This is a genomic window from Streptomyces sp. NPDC126503, from assembly GCF_040302405.1.
GTDB classification, from domain to species: Bacteria; Actinomycetota; Actinomycetes; order Streptomycetales; family Streptomycetaceae; genus Streptomyces; species Streptomyces gulbargensis.
This window is the reverse complement of sequence record NZ_JBEORS010000009.1, coordinates 17,611-39,641: the sequence shown is the minus strand read 5'-3', so window position 1 is coordinate 39,641 and position 22,031 is coordinate 17,611. Positions and strand designations below refer to the sequence as shown.

The following is a 22,031-nucleotide window of genomic DNA, read 5'->3' as shown; positions in this document are numbered from 1 at the left end:
CACCCGTGGGGCGGTCCGTCCGAGGCGGGGTCAGCTGGACGGCGAACCGGTGGCGGCGGTCGCGGCGGACGTCGTGGTGGAGGAGGGGGAGTCGGAGGCGGCGGGGGTGGCGTGGGACCGCTCCATGGCGTCCCGGAAACGGGCATAGCCGGCGAGTTCCGCGACGTCACCTATGGTCTTGTTCCTCGATGCCCAGCTTCCCCATATCGCCGCGCCGACGACGGCGAACAGCGGGATCAGCAACCAGGCCAGCGCTGCCATTCCGGCCTCCCATCCCCAGTGAGTCGATCAACAGATTATTCATCTGTGTCATCAACGCTCGTGCCTGGGGGCCGGTTACGCAAATCGGGCGTCCGGCTACACCCTGTCGGCGCGCCTTCTTGCCAGGACGCCCCGGGCTCAGCAGGCCCCCACCCACTCCTCGGTACCGTCCGAGAACGTCTGGTGCTTCCAGATCGGCACCTCGTGCTTGAGGTCGTCGATCAGCTTGCGGCAGGCCTCGAAGGCGTCCCCCCGGTGCGGGCAGGAGACGGCCACTACCACCGCCAGGTCGCCGACCCGCAGGTCACCGACGCGGTGCACGGCCGCCAGGGCGCGGACCGGATGGTCGGCGACGACCTTCTCCGCGACGCGGCGCAGCTCCGCCTCGGCGGTCGGGTGGCAGGAGTACCCCAGGGCGTCGACGTCGGCGCCCCCGTCGTGATTGCGCACGGTGCCGACGAAGAGGGTCGTGCCGCCGGCGGCGTCGTCCCCGACGGCCCGGAAGACCTCGTCGACGGAGAGCGGCGTCTCCCTGATCGCGAGGAGCTTGATCGGGTCGGCGGCGGCCTGCTCGCCGGGGTGGTCGTGCGTGTCAGCCATGGTGCCCATGGTGCCGTACCGCGCCGACATCCTGTAATAGCGTTTTCAACCGGTGGACCGGGGCCGCTCTGGGAGGGTCCTACAAGGGCCGCGGGCGGGCACCCGCGGCACCGCTACAGGCCCAGACCGCGCCGCTTGCGCATCTGCCGCACCAGCGCCGCCGTGCCGAGCAGCGCCACCGTCGCGCCGGCCGCTCCCGCCGCCGTCGCGTCCTTGCGGCCCAGCCGGCGGCCGGCGACCGTGTGCCGGCCCTCGACCTCCTCCAGGAGCGCGGCGAGGACCGCCTCGTTCGTCCAGGCGGGCCGCCATCCGGCGTCGTGCAGCCGTCCCACGGACACGACCCACGGGTGCATGGTGTAGGCGAGGTCGCCCGCCGGGGAGGGGGTGAGCCCGATCCGGTGCAGACGGGCGGCCGCGCCCAGCGCCACCGCCGAGGGCAGCTCCATGCGCCGGATCCCGGAGAGCTCCTCGACCTCCTCCTGCTCCAGCCAGCCGTCGCAGCCGACGGCGAACTCCCCGTCGACCTTCTCCAGGGCCGCGTACTCCAGGGCGCTCACCAGGTCCTCGACGTGGCAGAACTGCCAGGTGGGCCGGGAGCCCGCGACGACGAGCAGCCGGGGCGACTCGAAGTAGCGGGTCAGCGCCGTGTCCGTACCGCCGACGAGGATCGCCGGGCGGACCACGGTCACGTTGAGCCCGGGGTGGGCCCGGGGGGCGCGGCGGCCCAGGCGCTCGATCTCCAGCAGGTCGCCGACGCCGGTGGCCTCGGCCGTCGCGCGCAGCTCGGCGTCCTCGGAGAGCGGGATGTCGTTGTCGGGCAGGGCGCCGTAGACCATGGCGGAGGTGCAGAGCACCACCCGCCGGACCCCGGCCGCCGCGGCGGCGGTGAGCACGGTCTGCGTGCCGCGCACGTTGTAGGCCGTCCGGGCGGCGGGGTCGGTCTCCAGGTCGAGGTCGAGGGCGAGGTGCACGACGACGTCCGCGCCGCGCAGCTTCTCCGCGATGGCCGGATCGCGCACGTCGAGGATCTGCCACCGCGCCTCGGGGACCTCGCCGCGGCGCTCGTCGATGGCGATGACCTGCTTGACCTCCTCCGAGGCGGCGAGGCGCCGGGTCAGCAGGTCACCGACGCCGGAGGCGGCGCCGGTGACCGCGACGACGGGGCCGCGCGCGGCGGACCGGGTGGACGGGTTTCGCGCTCCGCGAACCTGAGGATCTGGGGAACTCACCGGGCGTCTCCAGCGGTTGTCTTCAGTACGTACACGCGTGACGCGTACGGACCAGGTGGCGTCCATCCTGCCGCAGGGCACGGCCCGGCGGAGCACCGAGCCCATATCCGGCCCGGATGTCTACGCTGGTGGTGTGTAGCGGGCAGTCGCCGCCGGCAGGAGGCCGGCGGCCCTACGAGCCGAGGAAACCTGTGAGTGACACCCCATTCGGATTCGGCCTTCCGCCGGAGGAGCCGGAGAACGGCGACGAGGGCAAGAAGAAGGACCCCGCCGGAGGTGGCCAGGGGTCCGGCGGCCAGGGCGGCGGCGGCCCCTTCGGTGCCAACCCGTTCGGCTTCGCCCTGCCCGGCATGGGCGGCCCCGGCGGCGCCGACAACCCCTTCGCCGCGATGTTCGGTTCGCTGAACCCGAACGACCTGGGCGCGGCCTTCCAGCAGCTCGGCCAGATGCTGAGCTACGAGGGCGGTCCCGTGAACTGGGACATGGCCAAGCAGATCGCCCGCCAGGTGGTGGCCCAGGGCACCGCCGACGGCACGAAGGACGCCAGCGTGGGCCCGGCCGAGCGGACGGCCGTCGAGGAGGCCGTGCGCCTCGCCGACCTCTGGCTCGACCAGGTCACCTCGCTGCCCTCCGGCGCCGGTACGGCGGTGGCGTGGAGCCGCGCCGAGTGGGTCGAGGCGACCCTGCCCGCGTGGCAGCAGCTGGTGGACCCGGTCGCGGAGCGGGTCGGCACGGCGATGGGCGACGTCCTGCCGGAGGAGATGCAGGCCATGGCCGGCCCGCTGATCGGGATGATGCGCTCCATGGGCGGCGCCATGTTCGGCCAGCAGATCGGGCAGGCCGTGGGCGCGCTCGCCGGTGAGGTCGTCGGATCGACCGACGCCGGTCTGCCGCTGGGTCCGGCCGGCAAGGCCGCGCTGCTCCCGCTGAACGTGGCAGCCTTCGGCAAGGACCTGGGCGTCCCCGCGGACGAGGTGCGGCTCTACCTGGCGCTGCGCGAGGCGGCCCACCAGCGGCTGTTCGCGCATGTGCCGTGGCTGCGGGCGCACCTCTTCGGCGCGGTGGAGAGCTACGCGCGCGGGATCAAGGTCGACACCTCGAAGCTGGAGGAGGCCGTCGGGCAGCTCGACCCGACGCACCCGGAGCAGCTCCAGGAGGCGCTGCAGTCCGGCATGTTCCAGCCGCAGGACACCCCCGAGCAGAAGGCCTCGCTGGCCCGGCTCGAGACGGCGCTCGCGCTGGTCGAGGGCTGGGTGGACGCGGTGGTCCACGAGGCCGCGAAGGCCCGTCTGACCTCCGCGGACGCACTGCGCGAGACGCTGCGGCGCCGCCGGGCGACCGGCGGTCCGGCCGAGCAGATGTTCGCCACTCTGATCGGTCTGGAGCTGCGCCCGCGCCGGCTGCGGGACGCGGCGCGCCTGTGGGCCTCGCTCACCGACGCGCGCGGGGTCGACGGCCGGGACGGCCTGTGGGAACACCCCGACATGCTGCCGACGGCCTCGGACCTCGACGACCCGGACGGGTTCGTCCACCGCGAGCAGCCCGACTTCTCCGAGCTGGACAAGATGCTGGGCGAGGCCGCCAAGGGTGACACCCCGGAGGACGGGGACGGCACGGCGTGACCCTGTACGACGACGCGGTCCTCGTCCTGAAGGGGTACGAGGGCCAGCCGGAGCTGCGCCAGGTCTACCTGGACCACCTCGCGGCCCATCCGGACGGCATGTACAAGCCCTGCGGGGCCGGTCACCTCACCAGCAGCGCGCTGGTGATCGACCCCTCGCGCGGACGGGTGCTGCTGACGCTGCACCGGAAGCTGAACATGTGGCTGCAGATGGGCGGCCACTGCGAGGAGGGCGACCGGACGGTCGCGGAGGCGGCGCTGCGGGAGGCGGCGGAGGAGTCGGGGATCGCCGGACTCACGCTGCTGCCGGGCGGGCCGGTGCGCCTGGACCGGCATCCGATCCCGGCGCCGTGCCACTGGCACCTGGACGTGCAGTACGCGGCCCTGGCCCCGGCCGGTGCGCAGGCCGCGATCAGCGACGAGTCGCTGGACCTGCGCTGGTTCGCGTACGACGAGGTGGCCGGCGTGGCGGACACCTCGGTGGTACGGCTCCTGGAAGGAACGCTGGCGCGGCTCGGATGACCGGGCGTGCGAGGGGGCGGTCGCCGTGGCGGCCGCCCCCTCGTCGTGTCCGTACGGCTCAGTTCCAGGCGTTGTTCTGGTTCTGGGCGCGCGAGCCGTGCTGCCCCGCGCCGAACTGGGCGGCGACGCCCTGCCCGATGGCCGCGTGCTGCGGGGGCATGACCTCGCTCGGCTGCACGAGGGCGAAGCCCTGGCCGAGGAAGCTGAGCTCCCAGCCCTCGCCCGTGCTGCCGCGCCTGCGGCGGATACTGGCGTTGTGCGTCTGCGCCTGCATCTGCACGCGCAGCCCGGTGGACCAGGCGACGATCGCGTCCGCGTCGGCGCTGACGTACTTCTCGGGCGTCACCTGCATCATCAGCGGCTGCCCCGAGGTCATGAGCGCGACCTTGCCCCGGCCGGAGATGTTGAGCTGGTACTTGCCGGAGCCGGAGATGCCGTACTGGCTGTCGACGGCGATGACCTCGGTGTGGAGGGTCGAGTCGAGCGCGAGGACGTAGGCGCTGTCGACGGTGAGGCCCTCCTGCTCGACGTCCACGACGTGGATGTACTGCGCGAGGTTGGCGAAGTAGACGGTGCCCTGGCCCGAGCAGCGCATCAGGTCGAGGCCCTCGCCGGTGCGGGCGCGGGCCCGCCGCTGGCCGGGCGTCTGGTACTCGCCGTCGAAGTCGACGAGCCCCTGGTACGCGACCATGGCCCCCTTGCGGGCGAGGATGTCGTCCTGCCCGGTGAGGCCGACCCGCAGGAGCTGCGGGTTCTGGACGACGTACCGCTCCTGGCTCTGCTGTTCCGCGTGGTTGAAAAGCGGGCTCTGCATGGTGTGTTCGCTCCCCCTCAGCCCCGGACCCGCAGGCGGTCCGTGCTGTCCTCGCTCGGCTGTACGACGACGATGCCCTGGCCCGAGAAGGCCATCTGGTAGGCCTCGCCGCTGCCCCGTCCGATGAGGGAGGAGGCCTTGAAGCTGCGCTTGCCCTTGACCTTGAGGGCGGGCGACCAGGCGACGAGCGCGTCGGGGTCGACGTACGTCTCGTCCTCGCCGCGGCCGCAGTCGACGACGATCGGCGTGCCGCGCGAGGTGAGCGCGACCCAGCCGGTGCCGGCGATCTGCACGTTGAACAGACCCTGGCCGGCGAACTTCGCGAGGCCCTTGACCCGCTCGACGCCCCACTGGAGGTGGGCGTCGAAGGCGAGCAGGTTGGTGCCGTTGACGGAGAGCGAGTCGTTCTGGAGGTTGATCACGACGACGTCGGCGCCGTAGTCGGCCAGGTAGAGCAGTCCGTCGCCGGAGCACTTCATGACCGGGGCGCCCTCACCTGTGGCCCAGGCCTGCGCGACCTGGCGGACGGCGGGCGGGTTGGGCTCGTAGGTGATGTAGCCCTCGTAGGCGACCATCGAGCCGGTGCGTGCGTACAGGTCCTGGCCGGTGGCCATGGCGACCTTGAGCATGGAGCGGCCGTGGTTCTCCATCCGGGCCGCGACGGGGGTCGGGGCGTAGCCCGCGAGCTGCTGGTTCATGACTTCGGGCTCCCTCAGACCTCGTAGGGCTGGACGACGATGAAGTTGCCGGGGGCACCCCGGAACTGCAGGTTCACGGTCTCGCCGCTGTGGCCCGGGTAGGCGTTGCGGCGCAGACGGACCTGGCTGGAGAGGATGACCTGCGAGGCCGCGGACCAGGCGACGACGGCGTTGCAGTCGGCGAAGGTGGTCGGCGTGACGGGCAGGACCACGGGGATGCCGTGGGTCTTCACGACGACGGTGCCGGTGCCCTGGAACTGCATGGTGAACAGGGCGCCGCCGGGGATGCCGTGGCCCTCGATCCGGCGGACCTCGTACTGGAGGGACTCGTCGAAGGCGAGGACGTTCTCGGCGGAGACGCAGATGGCGTCACCCTGGAGCTCGATCGGGTGGAGATGGGCGCCTTCCTCGGCGAGGAACACCTGGCCCCGGCCGCTGCAGCGCATGAGCTGCATCTCCTGCCCGGTGGCGTTGCCGACGATCCGGCCGGTGAAACCGGCGCCCTTGTGGGAGAAGTCGACCTTGCCCTGGTACATGACCATGGAGCCCTGGCGGGCGAGCACGGGGACGCCGCCCATGGCGAGGTCGACCCGCATGAGCTGCTGGTTCTGCGGGGCCCAGCGGCTGCCGGTGGGCGTCTCCTTGTACGGCGCGAGCGCGGCCGCGAGTCCGGCGCCGGTGGCGGGCGCACCCTGGGGCACGCCGGGCTGCGGGACTCCGGGCTGCGGGACTCCGGGCTGCTGGCCGTACGGCTGCTGCTGACCGTACGGACCGGGGGCCGGCTGCCCGTACGGGGCGCCGTGCGGCGGGGTCTGGCCGGGGACGTGGCCGTACGGGGCGGGCTGCTGCCCGCCGTAGGGACCGGGCGCCGGGGGCTGCCCGTAGGGGCCGGGGGCGGCGGGCGCCACGGGCGGCGGGACCTGCGAGGGAGCGGTCGGGGCCACCATCGTGGGGGTCGCGTGGACCGGCGGCGCGGGGGCGGGCGGGACGGGTGCGGGGGCCGGGGCGGGTGGGGGCGCCTGGGGCGGGGCCTGGGGCGCGCCGAACGCGGGCGCGGGGGCCGGCGGGGCGGCGGGAGCGCCGAAGGCCGGCGGCGCGGCCGCCTGCTGCGGCGGGGCGAACCCGGGCGCCGGGGCCTGCGCCGCGGGCTCCTCCTCGGCGACCTCTCCGCCGAAGTTCCGCAGGAGCGCTTCCAGGCCACCGTCGAAGCCCTGGCCGACGGCGGCGAATCGCCACACGTCCTTCAGGTAGAAGTCACCGAGCATCACGGCGCGCTCGGTGGAGAACTCCGCGCCGGTGAAGGAGTAGCGCGCGACCTCCTCGCCGCCCGCCACGATCCGCAGATGGCCGGGGCCGATCTGGGACATCTGGCCGGCGCCGTCGATGGTCGCGGTGAACGACAGCTTGTGGATGTGCGGCGGGATCCGGTCGAGGGTGACGCGGAAGGACTCGGTGTCCCCGGCCTGCGCCCCGAGCAGCTGGATCGATTCCTCCGGCGACTTCGGCTGGTTGAAGAAGACGAAGTATCGGTCGTCCGAGAGCCGCTCCGCGGCGTCGAGGCCGAAACAGCTGATGTCGAAGGTCAGTCCCGGGGCCGCGATCTGCACGCCCACGTACAGATCCGTCCCGGCGGTCAGATCACGGATCTTGGCCTTGTGGCCGCGTTGGAATTCCCTGGCCATGCGTAACGACCGTCCCCCATCCCGAATGGCGATTGCTCGCGCCAGGCTAACGGCTGGGGGCGACATCAAGACAGGCTGGAACGTTTTCGGTACGAAATCATTCCTCGCCGGCGACATCGTGGTGCGGCAGCCTTCCGGCGGCCACCACGCCCTCCAGGTATCCGCGCGCCCGCTCGGTGCGCGGGTACGCCTCGAGGAGCCGCCAGAAGGCGGGCCCGTGGCCGGGCACGAGCAGATGGGCCAGCTCGTGGAGGAGGACGTAGTCGACCACGTACTCGGGCATGCCCTGGAGCCGGTGGGAGAGGCGGATGCTGCCCTCGGAGGGCGTGCAGGAGCCCCAGCGGGTGTTCTGGTTGGTCACCCACCGCACGGACGCGGGGCGGGCCCGGCCCCCGAAGAACTGCTCGGAAAGGCGCAGTGCCCGCTCGGACAGCTCGCGGTCGCCGAGGACGTTCCGGTTCTCCTTGGCCGCGAGCTTGTCGAGCATCACCGCCACCCACCGGCGCTCCTCGGCCTCGGACATCCGGGCCGGGATGAGGACGATCGTCCGGTCGCCCTCGCGGTAGGCCGAGACGGACTTCCGGCGCCGGGTGCTCCGGCGCACCTCGACCGGGCCGCTCGGCGTGCTCCGGGGCGGTGGGCTGGTCACGCTGGGCTGCGGGTCAGCGGGCATCTCCCCGAGGCTACCGGGCGACGGCACGAGAAGACCTGCCCCGGCGGCCCGCGTCGCATTCGAATGACTATTCCTCGGGCCTGTGGACAACTTTCCGCGGCTCCCGTGCGGCCCGGGGCAATCTCGTCCCGGGAACGACGAGAGGCGTCATTCCATGATCGTGAATGGGGTGGGGGAATTGCGGCCGATGGTGAAGCCCGCGCTGCGCCGGGCCTGGCGGACTCTGCAGTGCGCGCAGTTCGGGGTCACCCCGGCGCACGCGGTGGCGATGGACCCGGTGGACACCTCCACCGGGAGTCTCCTCGCCCTGCTCGACGGCACCCGGGGAACGGAATCGCTGCGCGCCGAGGCCCGTGCCCTCGGCCTGCCCGACGGGCATCTGGAGGCGCTCCTCGGACGGCTCGCCGCCGCCGGACTGCTCGCGGACGCCGCGACCGGGCGGCCCGGGAAGGCGGGGCCGGCGGCCGGGGCGGTGGACACGGCGCTCGACCCGCTGCGGGCGGACCTCGCCGCCCTGTCGGTCGTGCACCCCCGGCCCGAGGCGGCGGCGCGCGCCCTGGCGGCCCGCCGGGCCCACCGGGTCCAGGTCCGGGGCGCGGGGCGGGTGGGGGCGACGGTCGCCGCCCTCCTCTCCGCGGCCGGGGTGGGCACGGTCGAGGTGCTGGACTCCGGCCGGGTCGAGCCGTGGGAGACGGCACCGGGCGGACTGCCCGCCGAAGCGGTCGGCGAGCGCAGGGCGACGGCCGCCCGCCGCCTGGTGAACCGGTGGGCCCGGGACGCCCTGCGGCTCGGACCGGGGGCTCCCCCGGAGGACACGGCCGGGCACGGCGGCGGGTCCGGGCTGTCCCTCGTGGTGGTGGCTCCCCGCGACGGTCTCGGGGCCTACGTGCCCGATCCGCTGCCCGCCGAACAGTGGCTCGCCGCCGGTGTCCCCCACCTGTACGCGGGGGTGCTGGAGGCGACGGGGGTGGTGGGGCCGCTGGTGCTGCCGGGCGCGACGGCCTGCGCTCGGTGCGCCCAGGAGGAACGGACCGACCGGGAGCCGGTGTGGCCCCGGCTCCTCGCCCAGTGGCGCTCGGGCTCCCCGCATCCGCTGCCGGCCTGTGACGTGGGTCTCGCGGCGGCGGTGGCGGGGCTCGCCGTCACCCACGCGCTCGCCCTCCTGGACGGCGAACTCCCGGCGAGCACCGGCACCCGATGGGAGATGACGCCCCCCTGGTCGGAGTGGCGGGCGGAGATCCTGAGACCCCATCCCGCCTGCCCCTGCGGGGCCGCGCGCGGGGCGGAGGGGGAGCGCGTCTCGGCCCCGGAAAGGGCGCAGGACACAATGGCGGGGTAACGGCCCTGCGCGGCACGGCAGTCTGGGTTTTGGAGGGGCGTATGTCTGATCTTCCCCGGAAGGCGGTCACCCGGACCGCGAAGTTGGCCGCGTTGCCCCTGGGCATCGCCGGCCGGGCCACCTGGGGCCTGGGTAAACGCATCGGCGGCAGGTCGGCGGAGCTGGTGGCCCGCGAGCTTCAGCAGCGGACCGCCGACCAGCTGTTCCGCGTGCTCGGGGAGTTGAAGGGCGGGGCGATGAAGCTCGGGCAGGCCCTGTCCGTCTTCGAGTCGGCCCTGCCGGAGGAGGTCGGCGGCCCGTACCGGGCGGCGCTGACGAAACTTCAGGAGGCGGCTCCGCCGATGCCGACCCGCACCGTGCACGCCGTCCTGGCGGAGCGGCTGGGCGAGCGGTGGCGGGACCTCTTCCTGGAGTTCGAGGACAAGCCGGCCGCCGCCGCCTCGATCGGTCAGGTGCACCGGGCGGTGTGGCACGACGGCCGCGAGGTCGCGGTGAAGGTGCAGTACCCGGGCGCGGGGGAGGCACTGCTCTCGGACCTGGCCCAGCTGAGCCGGTTCGCCCGGCTCCTCGGCCCCCTGGTTCCCGGGATGGACGTCAAGCCCCTCATCACGGAGCTGCGGGACCGGGTCTCCGAGGAACTGGACTACGCGCTGGAGGCCGAGGCGCAGCGCAAGCACGCCGAGGAGTTCGCGGACGACCCGCACGTGGTGGTGCCTGACGTGGTGCACCAGTCGGACCAGGTGCTCGTGACCGAGTGGATGGACGGCATCCCGCTCTCCGAGATCGTTTCGGACGGCACGGAGGAGCAGCGGGACCGGGCGGGACAGCTCCTGGCCCGCTTCCTCTTCTCCGGTCCCGCCCGCACCGGCCTGCTGCACGCCGATCCCCACCCGGGCAACTTCCGTCTGCTCCCCGGCCCGGCCGAGGACGGACCGGAGGGCTGGCGGCTCGGAGTCCTCGACTTCGGCACGGTGGACCGGCTGCCGGGCGGTCTGCCGGCGACGATCGGCACCTGTCTGCGGATGACGCTGGCCGGAGAGGCGGAGACGGTGTACGAGCTCCTGCGGGCGGAGGGCTTCGTCAAGGAGTCCGTCGCCCTGGACCCGGAAGCGGTCCTGGAGTACCTGCTGCCGATCATCGAACCGGCCGAGGTCGACGCCTTCGTCTTCACCCGCGCCTGGCTGCGCGCCCAGGCCGCCCGGATCGCCGACCCCCGTTCTCCGGCCCACCAGTTGGGCAAGCAGCTCAACCTGCCGCCGTCGTACCTGCTGATACACCGGGTGACGCTGAGCACGATCGGCGTGCTGTGCCAGTTGAACGCCACGGTCCGGTTGCGTGACGAACTGACGGAGTGGCTGCCGGGCTTCGCTGCCGAGGAGGAGACCTCCGGAGAGAGGGCCGCCGGGGAGGAGAGCGACTAGAGGACGGTCTGTCGAACCGATGTGGTCCGGGGCGCCTGCCAGACGAGGGAGTAGCGCCAGAAGAGACGCCGGCGCAGGCGGGCGCCGGGGAGGACGTTCCGGGCCGCGTGGGTGATCTCGGCGAGGCTCTGCTCGGGCGGTCGCGTGTGGGCGGACATCGCGGCGGGCCGGGGCGCCCGGCGCCCGCGGTTCCGCCACCAGCCGGTCGCGGCGTTCAGCGGCACGGCGAGCAGGCCGAGCAGATGGTCGCCGGGGGTCTTGGGGCGGGCGAGCCCCAGGACGACCAGGGTTCCACCGGGCGCGACCCGGCGGCGCAGGGCCCGCAGCCCCTCGGTGAGCGGCAGATGGTGAAGGGTCGCGACGCAGGTGACGGCCTCGTAGGGGCCGTCGTCGCCGGGGGCGGCGAGGGCGTCCCCGACGGCGAAGGTCACCCGGGCCCCCGGCGCGGTCAGCCCCCGGGCGCGGCCACGATCTCCGGGTCGGCGTCCACCGCCCGTACCTCCGTGGCGCGCCCGGCGAGCAGCCGGGCCAGGTCGCCGGTGCCGCAGCCGACGTCCAGGACCCGGCCCGGGCGGCGCGGCAGCTGCCTCAGGATCCACCGGTGGTAGTGGGCGTTGTGGTCCCAGGGGTGGGCGGCGTTGAACCGGTCGAGCGCCCTCAGTGTCCGGGACGCCGGCGTCTGCGGGGTCGTCATGGCCCGAGTCCACCGGATCCGGGACCGGTTCACCACCACGACGAGTCGAGGCGCCCCTCGATGGCGCGGAGGTTGGCGCGGGCGCAGTCCTCGCAGAAGTACCGCCGCCGACCGTTCTCCACCGAGCAGGTCCAGGTCACCGGCAGGCTCTCGGCGGTCGTGCCGCAGCGGGCGCAGGAGAAGCGCTCCTCGGGGGCGCGGGCGTCGTTCACCCTCGTGACGATAACCCGCCGGGCCACCCCGGCGCGGGCAACGCACCGCGGGCACAACACGCCGCGGGGGCCGGTCCGTTCGGACCGGCCCCCCGGGAGCGTCACGGTGACGCTCAGTGCATGACGGCCATGGCGAGCGCGCGGCGGGCACGCAGCGAGACGCGCTCGGCGCGCCGCTGCATGCGCCGGGCGGCGATCAGGCGCGCGGCCTGACGTCCCGCCTCGGCCTCACGCCGTAGCTCCTGCATATGCGCACGAGCCATGGCTTCTGGAATGAGTTGCATTTCACGGGTCCTGTTCTGACGCGCCGTGTGCGCGCCGACGGTGGAGAAGACTGGGGTCGCGGAGCCGGTGGGCTCACTGGCGGAAGAGGTCATCGGGGCCTGCTTCTGGGGATCGTGCGTGTGAGGGCGGTCGATGGTTCCGGTGGCGTTCATGCCGCGACCGGGTTCTTGCGCGGGCGGCCGCGGGGCCGCTTCCGGGCGACGACCACCCCCTGGACGAACAGCTCGCCGCCCCAGACGCCCCAGGGCTCGCGCCGCTCCTTGGCGCCGGCCAGGCAGGCCTCCATGAGCGGGCAGGTCCGGCAGAGGGACTTGGCGTATTCGACGTCGGCCGGGGACTCCGCGAAGAAGACCTCCGGGTCGTAGGCACGGCAGGGAACGGGTACGCCGAGGTTCTCGATGGCGTCGTCGAGCGCGGTGAGCGCCGTGAGGGGAGTGAGCGGGGTCAACGCGGGGTCCTCCGTGGAGCCGGGCAGGGAGATCGAGTCGGAAGGCGGTACGGACGGGGCGTGCGCTTCGAGTTGCACGGTGGTCATTCCTCGTCTGGTCGTTCCGGCCTGTTGGCCGGGCTGTCGGCTGGTACCGGGTGTTGCTTGTCCCGAGGCCCCTTCGCTCCGTCCTCCCCGTTCGGGGACAAACAGAAGGGCCGCGGATCCCGGGTGGGGTTCCGCGGCCCTGAAGGCGCCGGCCTGATCGTCGATCAGGCTGGATCACTCCAGGGTTCGAGCCCACGGAAGGCCCACATGTGGTGCTGCGTCGTCTGCTGCTGAATTCCGGCACCGGTCGCCGCGAAGCCATAGGCCTTGGCGGCCTTGCCCGCTACTCCTGCTTCCAGTGCCTTGGTCGGTCGCTCGTTGCGCTCGATGGCGGGCATGCCGGTCCGGAACAGGCCGGAGACGGGCAGACCGCTGCCAAGGGACGCAAAGGCGGAGAGGCCGAGCGAGCAGGCGGAGACGACGGAGAGATCGGTCATTTTGGCGTCGCTGACGAAGCCGACGGTGCCGGCGGTGGTGCTGGTCTTGATGATGTTGCTGATCACTTCAATCGCCTCCTCTCGGCGTCTCGGAGGGCTCGGCGTGAGCCGGACCCTCGTGTTCATTTGGACAAGTACAGCACGAAGACAGGGCTTCGTAGAAGCCGCCGTTTCCGTGGTTAAGAACCTATGGGGCTTGACGGGGCGGGCGCAAACTATTTTTGCGACGAGTTTCGCTCAGTCCTCGATGTGGTCCAGGCCACCTTCCTGACCTGCGCAGATGGCGAGGACATCGGCTCCGAAGCGCTCCAGCTTGCGGGCGCCGACGCCGGAGATCGAGGAGAGCTCCCCGTCGGTCGCGGGGACCCGCTCGGCGATGGCCATGAGCGTCTTGTCGGTGAAGACGCAGTACGCGGGCTGCCCGAGTTCCCTGGCCTGCTCCGAGCGCCACTCCCGCAGCCGCTCGTACAGCGCCTCGTCCATGTCCGAAGGGCAGTCCTCGCAGCGCATGAGCTTCATGGCGCCGGCCTCGGTGAGCGTGGCGCCGCAGACCCGGCACTGGACGGGCCCGCGCCGCTTCCGCCGGCCGCCCGCGCCCCGCTCGACGCCGCCGCCTCCACCCGCGCCCCCCGCGCCGGCGGGCCCGGAGCCGGGCCGGAGCCCCTTGAGGAACCGGGTGGGCCGCCGGGAGGCCCGGCCGCCCGGGGAGCGGGAGAGCGCCCACGACAGGGAGAGGTGCAGCCGGGCGCGGGTGACGCCGACGTACAGCAGGCGCCGCTCCTCCTCGACCTGCTCGTCAGTCTTGGCGTAGGTGATCGGCATCATGCCCTCGGTGAGGCCGACCAGGAAGACGGCGTCCCATTCGAGGCCCTTGGCCGCGTGCAGCGAGGCGAGCGTGACGCCCTGGACGGTGGGGGCGTGCTGGGCGGCGGCCCGCTCGTCCAGCTCGGTGACCAGGTCGGAGAGCGTGGCCCCCGGCTTGACGCGGGCGAAGTCCTCGGCGAGCCGGACGAGGGCCGCGAGGGATTCCCAGCGGTCCCGCACGGCTCCGGAGCCGGCGGGCGGCTCGCTGGTCCAGCCCTTGGTGGAGAGCACCGCCCTCACCTGGGACGGCAGGTCGTCGGCCCCGTCGAGCAGGGAGTCGTTGCCCCCGGCGCGGGCGGCCCCGCGCAGGGCGACCCCGGCCTCCCGCACCTCCTGCCGCTCGAAGAAGCGCTCGGCGCCGCGCAGCTGGTAGGGCACCCCGGCGTCGGCGAGGGCCTGCTCGTACACCTCGGACTGGGCGTTGACCCGGTAGAGGACGGCGATCTCACCGGCCGGGACGCCGGCGGCGACGAGGTCGCGGATGCGGCGGGCGGTGCCCTCGGCCTCGGCGGGCTCGTCGGCGTACTCGGTGTAGGCGGGCTCGGGGCCGGGGTCGCGCTGGGAGATGAGCTCCAGGCGGTGTTCGGCGGCCCGGCCGCGCGCCTGGCTCAGCAGCCCGTTGGCCAGGTGGACGACCTGGGGGGTGGAGCGGTAGTCGCGGACGAGCTTGACCACCGTGGCGTTGGGGTGGCGGGTGCGGAAGTTCAGCAGGTGGTCGGGGGTGGCGCCGGTGAAGGAGTAGATCGTCTGGCTGGCGTCACCGACGACGCAGAGGGTGTCGCGGTCACCGAGCCACAGGTCCAGCAGCCGCTGCTGGAGCGGGGAGACGTCCTGGTACTCGTCCACGACGAAGTGCTGGTACTGGCGCCGGACCTGGTCCGCGATGTCGGGGCGGTCCTGGAGGATGCCGACCGTGAGCAGCAGCACGTCCTCGAAGTCGATCACCGAGCGGTCCCGCTTCAGCTGCTCGTACGTCGCATAGATCTGGCCAATCTCGGCCGGGTCCCGGGGGGCGTCCCTGACGGACTTGGCGACGGCCGCCGGATAGTCGGCGGGCACGGTCTGGGTGACCTTCGCCCACTCGATCTCGCTGGTCACATCCCTGAGCTCGTTCCGGTCGAGCCGGATGCGACAGCGGGCGGCCGCCTCGGCGACCAGCTGGATCTTCCGCTCAAGGAGCCGGGGCAGCTCGCCGCCGACCGCTTTCGGCCAGAAGAACTGAAGCTGCCGGAGGGCGGCGGAATGGAAGGTCCGGGCCTGGACACCGCCCGCGCCGAGCTGGCGGAGCCGGCCGCGCATCTCGCCCGCGGCCCGGTTGGTGAAGGTGACGGCCAGCACACTGGCGGGCGGGAGTATGCCCGCTCGCACCCCATAGGCGATCCGGTGCGTGATGGCCCGCGTCTTGCCCGTGCCGGCTCCCGCCAGCACGCACACCGGGCCGTGCAGGGCCAGGGCGACCTCGCGCTGCTCGGGGTCGAGCCCGTCGAGCACCGCGTCGGCCGTCTCCGGGACCTGCGGGAAGAGAGAGGAGTGCGTTGCTGCTGTCACCCCGCCATGCTGCCAGGTTCGCGGGGGTGGATGCGGCGGCTTGTCCACAGCCCCGCGACACCGGTCGTACGAATTCCGGGAATGGCCGGGCCAGGGCGTACGTTCTTCTTCTCGGCACCCCGAGGAACCCGATCAAGAGGAGCGCCTGGCCATGCAGGGCACTGTGACGATGTACAGCACCGAGTGGTGCGGCTACTGCCGCCGGCTGAAGAGTCAGCTGGACCGCGAGGGCATCGCGTACACGGAGATCAACATCGAGCAGGACCCCGAGTCGGCCGCGTTCGTGGAGAAGGCCAACGGGGGCAACCAGACCGTGCCGACCGTTCTCTTCCCGGACGGCTCGACGCTGACGAACCCGTCGCTCGCGCAGGTCAAGCAGAAGATCGGCGTCTGACGCACCTCGTACGGAACCCCCGGCCGGGCCCTGTGCCCGCCGGGGGTTTCGTCGTGTGCGCCACGGGTGCGCGCGGCTCAGGCGAGGTCGCCGGGCTTCGGCAGTGGCTTGCCGTACCAGAGTTCGATCAGGCGGGAGGCGATCGAGATGCCGTACGGGGGCAGGACCTCGCCGGACTCGAAGCCGGCGGCGAGTTCCTCGCGCGAGAACCAGCGGGCCTCCTCGATCTCCTCGCCGTCCACGGTGATCTCCGACGAGGTGGCGCGGGCGAAGAAGCCCAGCATGAGGCTGGACGGGAACGGCCAGGGCTGGCTGCCGACGTACTCGACCTCGCCGACCGTGACGCCCGCCTCCTCGAAGACCTCGCGGACCACGGACTGCTCGATGGACTCGCCCGGCTCGACGAAGCCGGCGAGGGTGGAGAAGCGGCCCTCCGGCCAATGGACCTGGCGGCCGAGGAGGATGCGGTCGTGCGCGTCGGTAACGGCCATGATCACGGCCGGGTCGGTGCGCGGGTAGTGCTCGGCCCCGCAGGCCTGGCAGCGGCGCACGTGGCCGGCCGCGGCGATCACCGTGCGCTCGCCGCAGCGCGAGCAGAAGCGGTGGAGGCGCTGCCAGTTCTCCAGGGCGACCGCGTGGACCATGAGCCCGGCGTCGCGCGGCGACAGCAGCAGCCCCGCCTCGCGCAGGCCGGCCGGACGGGCGGACTGGTCCATGCGGCCCGGCAGGGAGTCCTTCTGCAGGGCGAAGTAGGAGACGCCCTCGGCGTCGGTGCCGAGGAAGTAGCGGTGGGTCTCGGTGAGCGGGGCCTCGAACGCCGGCGTCATCACGAGTTCGGTGCTGCCGTCGGGCCGGTCGTCGATCAGCACCTGGCCGCCGGAGACCACGAAGACGCGCGTCGTGGGGTGGCTCCAGGCCGCCGCGAGCCAGGCCTCGTCGAGGCGGTGGTGCGCCGCGCGGTCGATTCCGCTCGGCGCGGTGAGCGAGATCGGGCGGTCCGCGAACGCGTTGTTCAGGGTGCTCACAGGTGCTTCCAACTCCCCCGGATCGGTGTGTGGGTTCATCGCTGGGCGTCGTGGAGGGCGGCGGGCAGGTCGCCCCACAGGTACGCGGTCGTCTCGACGCCCTTCATGAGGAGATCCAGTTCGATCTTCTCGTCGGGGGCGTGCCAGCCGTCGGAGGGGACGCTGATCCCCAGGAAGAGGACCGGCGCGCCGAGGACGTCCTGGAGGTCGGCGGCGGGGCCCGAGCCGCCCTCGCGGGTGTAGCGGACCGTGGCGCCGTCGAAGGCCCGGCTCATGGCTCCGGCGAGCGCGGTGAGGGCGGGGTGGCCGAGCGGGGTGAGGCAGGGGCGGGTGGGGGCGCCGAAGGCGATCTCGTACCGGATGCCGGCCGGGACGAGCCCGGCCAGCCAGTCCCGTACGGCGCGCTCGATCGTGGCCGGGTCCTGGCCCGCGACCAGCCGGAAGGAGAGCTTCAGCTGGGCGGAGGCGGGCACGATCGTCTTGCCGCCGGGGCCCTGGTAGCCGCCGCCGATGCCGTTGACCTCGGCGGTCGGGCGGGCCCAGACGCGCTCCAGGGTGGAGAAGCCGGCCTCGCCGAGGGTGCCGTGGGACTTGGCGGTACGCAGCCAGGCCGCCTCGTCGAAGGGCAGCTCGGCGACGAGGGCGCGCTCGGCCTCGGTGAGTTCGGTCACGCCGTCGTAGAAGCCGGGGATCGCCACCCGCTCGTGCGCGTCGTGGAGTGCGGCGACGACGCGGCCGGCGACCGTGGCGGGGTTGGGGACGGCGCCGCCGAAGGAACCGGAGTGGATGTCCTGGTCGGGGCCGTGGAAGGTGATCTCGCAGTCGGCGACCCCGCGCATGCCGGTGCAGACGGTGGGGGTGGTCTCGGACCACATGCCGGTGTCGGAGACGATCACGGCGTCGGCGGCCAGCCGTCCGGCGTGCTCCTCGACGAGCGCGCGGAAGTGCGGGGAGCCGGACTCCTCCTCGCCCTCGATCAGCAGCTTGAGGCGGACGGCGGGGGTGGTGCGGCCGGTGGCGGCGAGGTGCGCGCGGACGCCGAGGGTGTGGAAGAACACCTGGCCCTTGTCGTCGGCGGCGCCCCGCGCGTACATCCGGCCGTCGATCACCGTCGGCTCGAAGGGCTCGGTGCGCCAGCCGTCCTCGCGGGCGGCGGGCTGCACGTCGTGGTGGCCGTAGACGAGGACGGTCGGGGCGTCCGGGTCCTCGGAGGGCCATTCGGCGAAGACGGCGGGGGCGCCGGGCGTCTCCCAGACCTCGACGGTGGGGAAGCCGGTCCCGGCGAGGTGGGCGGCGAGCCACTCGGCGCTGCGCCGTACGTCCCCGGCCCGCTCCGGCTGCGCGGAGACGGAGGGGATGCGGAGCCACTCGGCGAGGTCGCCGAGGAAGGTCTCGCGGTGCTGCTCGATGTACGTGCGTACGGCGTGGACGGCGCTGTCCGGGGTCTCGCTCATGGGCCGAGCCTATCCGGCGCCCGGGTGTGCCCCTTCCAGCAGGAGGGCCTCCAGCTCGGCCCGGCCGGGGAGGCGGTCGGGGCGGACGATCTCACCCGTTCGGACGTACACGAACGCGGCGTCCACCTCCTCGGGTGCCAGGCCGTGCTGTTCGGCCCAGGCGAGCCGGTAGAGGGCGAGCTGCAGGGGGTCGGCGGTGCGGGTGCGGCTGGTCTTCCAGTCGACGATCTCGTACGCGCCGGTGCCGGGGTCCCGGTAGACGGCGTCGATGCGGCCCCTGACGACGCGCCCGGCCAGGGTGAGGTGGACGGGGACCTCGACGCGGTGGGGGGTGCGGGCGGCGTACGGGGTGCGGGCGAACGCCTCCTTGAGCGCGTCGAGGTCCCGCTCGTCGCGGATCTCGGGCTCGCCGGCGAAGTCCCCGCCGCCGGGCAGTTCGTCCGGGCCGAGGAACGGCAGGGTCAGCTCCTCGTAGCGGGACTCCACCCAGGCGTGGAAGCGGGTGCCGCGGCGGGCGGCGGGCTGCGGCGGGCGGGGCATGGGCCGCGCCAGTTCCCGGGCGAAGCCGTCGGGGTCGGCGGCGAGCCGCAGCACCTGGGAGGCGGAGAGGTACGCGGGCAGGACGACGTCCCGGGTGGTGGCGCGGGCGCGCCGGAGCTCGGCGGTGAGGGCGCTCAGGTCGCGGTCCCAGGACGCGATGGTGCGGGCCTCTTCGGGGGTGGGATCGCGGTACGGCTCCGAGGGCGCGGGTCCGCTCCCGGGCCGGTCCTCGTGCCCCGGCCCCGGCTCGGGCTCCCGGGGCGCGGGCACCGCGTCCGCGTGGGTGTCCCGGGGAAGGAGCTCGTCGGCGGGGGCGGGTTCCCCGGCCGCCGGGCCACCGGCGGGGGCGGGAGCGGGCGGCTCGGGGCGCGCGGGGGCGTCCTCCCCCGCGGGCTCCTCCGCGGGCTCCTCCGTCTCGGGGTCGCCGTCCCAGGTGGGCTCCGCCTCGGGGTCGTCGTCCCAGGCCGGCTCGTCCTCCCAGGCGGGCTCCTCGTCGGGCCAGAAGTCGTCGGGGGCGGGGCCGGGGTCGCCCGCGGCGGCCGTGGCGGTCCCGGCGGACCGGAGGCGTTCCGCGAGCGCGGACCTGACCCGCTCCGCCGCCTTCCGGCGCAGGCTGAGGGCCCGGTCGTCCAGGGGCAGGGGCCAGGGCCGGTCGCGTTCGGCCTCGGCCAGGAGGGGGTTCTCGGTGTCCTTCTCCGGTGCGTCGGCCCAGGCCTCGATCTCACCGTGGCCGGCGGCGCAGTGCTCGTACAGGGCCAGCAGGAAGTCCGAGGGGCCGCGGGGCTTCTTCTGGGCCGGTCCCCACCAGTGGCCGGAGCCGAGGAGGAGGGAGCGGGGGCGGGTGAAGGTGACGTAGCCGAGGCGGAGCTCCTCGGTGTGCTGGTGGTCCCGCATCTCGTTCTTGAAGGCGGTGAGCGCCTTGGCGTTCCAGGCGTCGAGGGCCGGGAGGGTGGCGGCGTCGCCGCGCAGCGCGTGCGGGAGGACCTGGGGCTGGGAGGTCCAGGACTCGCGGGCACGGGCGGAGGGGAACTGTCCGGAGACGAGGCCAGGGACGGCGACCACGTCCCATTCCAGGCCCTTGGACTTGTGGGCGGTGAGGACCTTGACGGTGTTCTCGCCGCCGGGAAGGGCGTTGTCGAGTCCCTTCTCGAACTGGGCGGCGGTGCGCAGGAAGCCGAGGAAGGCGAGGAGGCTCGCCTCGCCGTCGAGGGAGGCGAAACCGGCGGCGATGTCGAGGAAGTGGCCGAGGGTCTCGCGGCGGCGGGCGGCGAGGGCGTGCGGGGAGGCGGAGAGTTCGACCTCCAGGCCGGTGGCGCCGAGGACGCGGTGGAGCACGTCCATGAGCGGGTCGGCCAGGGAGGTGCGCAGGGCGCGCAGCTCGGCGGCGAGACGGGCGAAGCGGACCCGGGCCTCGGGGGAGAAGGGCAGGCCGTCGTCGGGGTGGCCGCCGGAGTCGAGGAAGGTGTCGAGGGCGTCCGCGAGGGAGACGACCTCGGCCGGGTCGACGCCCTCGACGGCGGCGGCGAGCCGCTGCGCGGGGTCCGGGTCGCCGTCGCCGCGGTGGACGAGGAGGCGGGCGCGGCGGCCGAGGAGCGCCAGATCGCGGGGGCCGATCCGCCAGCGCGGGCCGGTGAGGAGTCGTACGAGGGAGGCGTTGGCGCCGGGGTCCTGGAGGACCTCGCAGACGGCGACGAGGTCGGCGATCTCGGGGAGGTGGAGCAGGCCGGAGAGTCCGACGACCTCGACGGGCACGTCACGGGCGACGAGAGCGGCGTGGAGGGCGGGGAAGTCGGCGGCGGTGCGGCACAGGACGGCGATCTCGCCGGGCTCGCGGCCGGTGCGGACCAGGTGCGCGAGGGAGTCGGCGAGCCAGTCGATCTCCTCGGTGTGGGTGCGCAGCAGCGCGATCCGTACGCTGCCGTCCGCCTCGGCGCCCGGCGCGGGGCGCAGGGCCTCGGCGCCCTGGTGGAGGGCGCGCAGCGGGGCGGCGAGTCCGTTGGCGAGGTCGAGGAGGCGGCCGCCGCTGCGGCGGTTCTCGGAGAGGGCGTGGCGGGCGGCGGGGCTGCCGTCCGCGTGGGGGAAGTGCTCGGGGAAGTCGTCGAGGTTGGCGACGGAGGCGCCGCGCCAGCCGTAGATGGCCTGGCAGGGGTCGCCGACGGCGGTCACGGGGTGGCCGGTGCCCTGTCCGAAGAGGCCGGAGAGCAGCAGTCGCTGGGCGACGGAGGTGTCCTGGTACTCGTCGAGGAGGACGACCCGGAACTCGTGGCGCAGGATCGCGCCGACCTCGGGCCGGGTGGTGGCGAGCTCGGCGGAGAGCGCGATCTGGTCGCCGAAGTCGAGGAGGTCGCGGGAGCGCTTGGCGGCGCGGTAGCGGACGACGAGGTCGAGCAGTTCGCGGCGGGCCGCCGTGGCCTCGGGGATCTTGCGCAGCTCCTCGTTGGTGAGCTCGGCGCCGGCGAGTTCGGTGAGCAGCGCGGAGTCGTACGCCTGGAGTTCTCCGGGCCGGACGAGGTGCTCGGAGAGTTCCGCGTCGAGGGCGAGGAGATCGGTGACGAGGGTGGGGAACGAGCGGGTGAGCGCCGGGTACGGGCCGGGGGCCTCGCGCAGGACGCGGGCGGCGAGCTGGTAGCGGGTGGCGTCGGCGAGGAGGCGGGAGGTGGGCTCCAGGCCGAGGCGCAGCCCGTGGTCGGTGAGGAGCTGCCCGGCGAAGGCGTGGTACGTGGAGATGCGGGGTTCGCCGGGCGGGTGCTCGGCGGTGTCGGGGGAGGTGGCGTCGGGGCCGGGGGCCGGGCGGGGCGCGGGGACGGTGGGTGCCGGGTCGGGGTCGGTGACGCCGGCGCGCAGGAGGGCGGCGCGGACGCGCTCGGCGAGTTCGCCGGCGGCCTTGTTGGTGAAGGTGAGTCCGAGCACCTGCTCGGGGGCGACCTGGCCCGTGCCGACCAGCCAGACCACCCGGGCTGCCATCACGGTCGTCTTTCCGGAGCCGGCTCCGGCGACGATGACGTGCGGGGCGAGCGGCGCGGTGATGCAGGCCGTCTGCTCCGGGGTGAACGGGATGCCGAGCAGCTCCTTGAGCTGCTCGGGGTCGGTGAGGTGTGCGGTCACTCCACAGAGGCTAACCGGGCGGTCCGACAGTGCCGGTCCCGTCGGGCCGTGACCGGCCCGCGCCGGTCCTCCTCCCGG

20 protein-coding genes and 1 pseudogene are annotated in these 22,031 nt (G+C 73.7%); 5 read left to right on the top strand and 16 right to left on the bottom strand.

Features of this window, described 5'->3' with window-relative positions; genetic code table 11:
* Positions 1 to 30: 30 nt before the first annotated feature.
* The 3 genes from ABTY40_RS14340 to ABTY40_RS14330 form a co-directional block, all read right to left on the bottom strand.
* Complete coding sequence (locus ABTY40_RS14340; protein ID WP_352059778.1) at positions 31 to 261, bottom strand: hypothetical protein; 231 nt, start codon at positions 259 to 261, stop codon at positions 31 to 33.
* 138 nt (positions 262 to 399) lie between these two features.
* A complete protein-coding gene (locus ABTY40_RS14335; protein WP_352059777.1) occupies positions 400 to 861 on the bottom strand; it encodes a molybdenum cofactor biosynthesis protein MoaE in 462 nt (153 codons plus the stop codon).
* Positions 862 to 974: 113 nt separating this feature from the next.
* The gene (locus tag ABTY40_RS14330) at positions 975 to 2,090 is read right to left on the bottom strand and encodes an SDR family oxidoreductase (protein WP_352059776.1); all 1,116 of its coding nucleotides are present in this window, start codon (positions 2,088 to 2,090) and stop codon (positions 975 to 977) included.
* A 191-nt stretch (positions 2,091 to 2,281) separates the two neighbouring features.
* Here ABTY40_RS14330 and ABTY40_RS14325 point away from each other — a divergent pair, with 191 nt between their 5' ends.
* Together ABTY40_RS14325 and ABTY40_RS14320 are read left to right on the top strand one after the other, a co-directional pair.
* Positions 2,282 to 3,712, top strand: a complete 1,431-nt coding sequence (locus tag ABTY40_RS14325; protein WP_352059775.1) for a zinc-dependent metalloprotease — start codon at positions 2,282 to 2,284, stop codon at positions 3,710 to 3,712.
* On the top strand, positions 3,709 to 4,233 hold the full coding sequence (locus ABTY40_RS14320) for an NUDIX hydrolase (protein WP_352059774.1): 525 nt from the start codon (positions 3,709 to 3,711) through the stop codon (positions 4,231 to 4,233). The genes ABTY40_RS14325 and ABTY40_RS14320 overlap by 4 nt, the downstream gene beginning before the upstream one ends.
* A 58-nt stretch (positions 4,234 to 4,291) precedes the next feature.
* Here ABTY40_RS14320 and ABTY40_RS14315 read toward each other — a convergent pair whose 3' ends face one another.
* From ABTY40_RS14315 to ABTY40_RS14300, 4 genes are all read right to left on the bottom strand, one after another.
* A complete protein-coding gene (locus ABTY40_RS14315; protein WP_352059773.1) occupies positions 4,292 to 5,047 on the bottom strand; it encodes an AIM24 family protein in 756 nt (251 codons plus the stop codon).
* Between the two features lie 17 nt (positions 5,048 to 5,064).
* Complete coding sequence (locus ABTY40_RS14310; RefSeq protein ID WP_352059772.1) at positions 5,065 to 5,745, bottom strand: AIM24 family protein; 681 nt, start codon at positions 5,743 to 5,745, stop codon at positions 5,065 to 5,067.
* Positions 5,746 to 5,759: 14 nt separating this feature from the next.
* Positions 5,760 to 7,427, bottom strand: coding sequence for a TerD family protein (locus ABTY40_RS14305; protein WP_352059771.1), 1,668 nt, complete (start codon positions 7,425 to 7,427; stop codon positions 5,760 to 5,762).
* A 97-nt stretch (positions 7,428 to 7,524) separates the two neighbouring features.
* Positions 7,525 to 8,100 (bottom strand): M48 metallopeptidase family protein, encoded by a 576-nt coding sequence (locus ABTY40_RS14300; protein ID WP_345287029.1) that lies wholly within the window; start codon positions 8,098 to 8,100, stop codon positions 7,525 to 7,527.
* A 178-nt stretch (positions 8,101 to 8,278) separates the two neighbouring features.
* Here ABTY40_RS14300 and ABTY40_RS14295 point away from each other — a divergent pair, with 178 nt between their 5' ends.
* Positions 8,279 to 9,439 carry a ThiF family adenylyltransferase gene (locus ABTY40_RS14295; protein WP_352059931.1) on the top strand — a complete coding sequence of 387 codons (1,161 nt, stop codon included), beginning with the start codon at positions 8,279 to 8,281 and terminating at the stop codon, positions 9,437 to 9,439.
* A gap of 41 nt (positions 9,440 to 9,480) precedes the next feature.
* Complete coding sequence (locus tag ABTY40_RS14290; RefSeq protein WP_352059770.1) at positions 9,481 to 10,860, top strand: ABC1 kinase family protein; 1,380 nt, start codon at positions 9,481 to 9,483, stop codon at positions 10,858 to 10,860.
* Here ABTY40_RS14290 and ABTY40_RS14285 read toward each other — a convergent pair.
* The 6 genes and pseudogenes from ABTY40_RS14285 to ABTY40_RS14260 all read right to left on the bottom strand — a co-directional run bounded on the left by ABTY40_RS14285 (position 10,857) and on the right by ABTY40_RS14260 (position 15,435).
* Positions 10,857 to 11,554 (bottom strand): annotated as a pseudogene (locus ABTY40_RS14285) (class I SAM-dependent methyltransferase). The gene ABTY40_RS14290 and the pseudogene ABTY40_RS14285 overlap by 4 nt on opposite strands.
* Before the next feature lie 29 nt (positions 11,555 to 11,583).
* Positions 11,584 to 11,766: a hypothetical protein gene (locus ABTY40_RS14280; protein ID WP_345287035.1), complete on the bottom strand. Its 183-nt coding sequence runs from the start codon at positions 11,764 to 11,766 to the stop codon at positions 11,584 to 11,586.
* 113 nt (positions 11,767 to 11,879) lie between these two features.
* Positions 11,880 to 12,203 (bottom strand): putative WhiB-interacting protein, encoded by a 324-nt coding sequence (locus ABTY40_RS14275; RefSeq protein ID WP_345287037.1) that lies wholly within the window; start codon positions 12,201 to 12,203, stop codon positions 11,880 to 11,882.
* Positions 12,200 to 12,577 carry a WhiB family transcriptional regulator gene (locus tag ABTY40_RS14270; RefSeq protein ID WP_345287039.1) on the bottom strand — a complete coding sequence of 126 codons (378 nt, stop codon included), beginning with the start codon at positions 12,575 to 12,577 and terminating at the stop codon, positions 12,200 to 12,202. The genes ABTY40_RS14275 and ABTY40_RS14270 overlap by 4 nt, the downstream gene beginning before the upstream one ends.
* A gap of 173 nt (positions 12,578 to 12,750) precedes the next feature.
* On the bottom strand, positions 12,751 to 13,089 hold the full coding sequence (locus ABTY40_RS14265) for a hypothetical protein (RefSeq protein WP_345287041.1): 339 nt from the start codon (positions 13,087 to 13,089) through the stop codon (positions 12,751 to 12,753).
* Positions 13,090 to 13,260: 171 nt separating this feature from the next.
* Complete coding sequence (locus ABTY40_RS14260; protein ID WP_352059769.1) at positions 13,261 to 15,435, bottom strand: ATP-dependent DNA helicase UvrD2; 2,175 nt, start codon at positions 15,433 to 15,435, stop codon at positions 13,261 to 13,263.
* Positions 15,436 to 15,586: 151 nt separating this feature from the next.
* Between ABTY40_RS14260 and ABTY40_RS14255 the strand changes: the two genes are divergently transcribed.
* Complete coding sequence (locus tag ABTY40_RS14255; protein ID WP_352059768.1) at positions 15,587 to 15,829, top strand: mycoredoxin; 243 nt, start codon at positions 15,587 to 15,589, stop codon at positions 15,827 to 15,829.
* Positions 15,830 to 15,906: 77 nt separating this feature from the next.
* On the opposite strand, the gene nudC is transcribed toward ABTY40_RS14255, so the two are convergent.
* The 3 genes from nudC to ABTY40_RS14240 are packed head-to-tail and all read right to left on the bottom strand — an operon-like array spanning position 15,907 to position 21,953.
* A complete protein-coding gene (gene nudC, locus ABTY40_RS14250) occupies positions 15,907 to 16,854 on the bottom strand; it encodes an NAD(+) diphosphatase (RefSeq protein ID WP_352059767.1) in 948 nt (315 codons plus the stop codon).
* Between the two features lie 35 nt (positions 16,855 to 16,889).
* A complete protein-coding gene (locus ABTY40_RS14245) occupies positions 16,890 to 18,308 on the bottom strand; it encodes a dipeptidase (RefSeq protein WP_352059766.1) in 1,419 nt (472 codons plus the stop codon).
* A gap of 9 nt (positions 18,309 to 18,317) precedes the next feature.
* Positions 18,318 to 21,953 carry an ATP-dependent helicase gene (locus tag ABTY40_RS14240; protein ID WP_352059765.1) on the bottom strand — a complete coding sequence of 1,212 codons (3,636 nt, stop codon included), beginning with the start codon at positions 21,951 to 21,953 and terminating at the stop codon, positions 18,318 to 18,320.
* Positions 21,954 to 22,031: the final 78 nt, after the last annotated feature.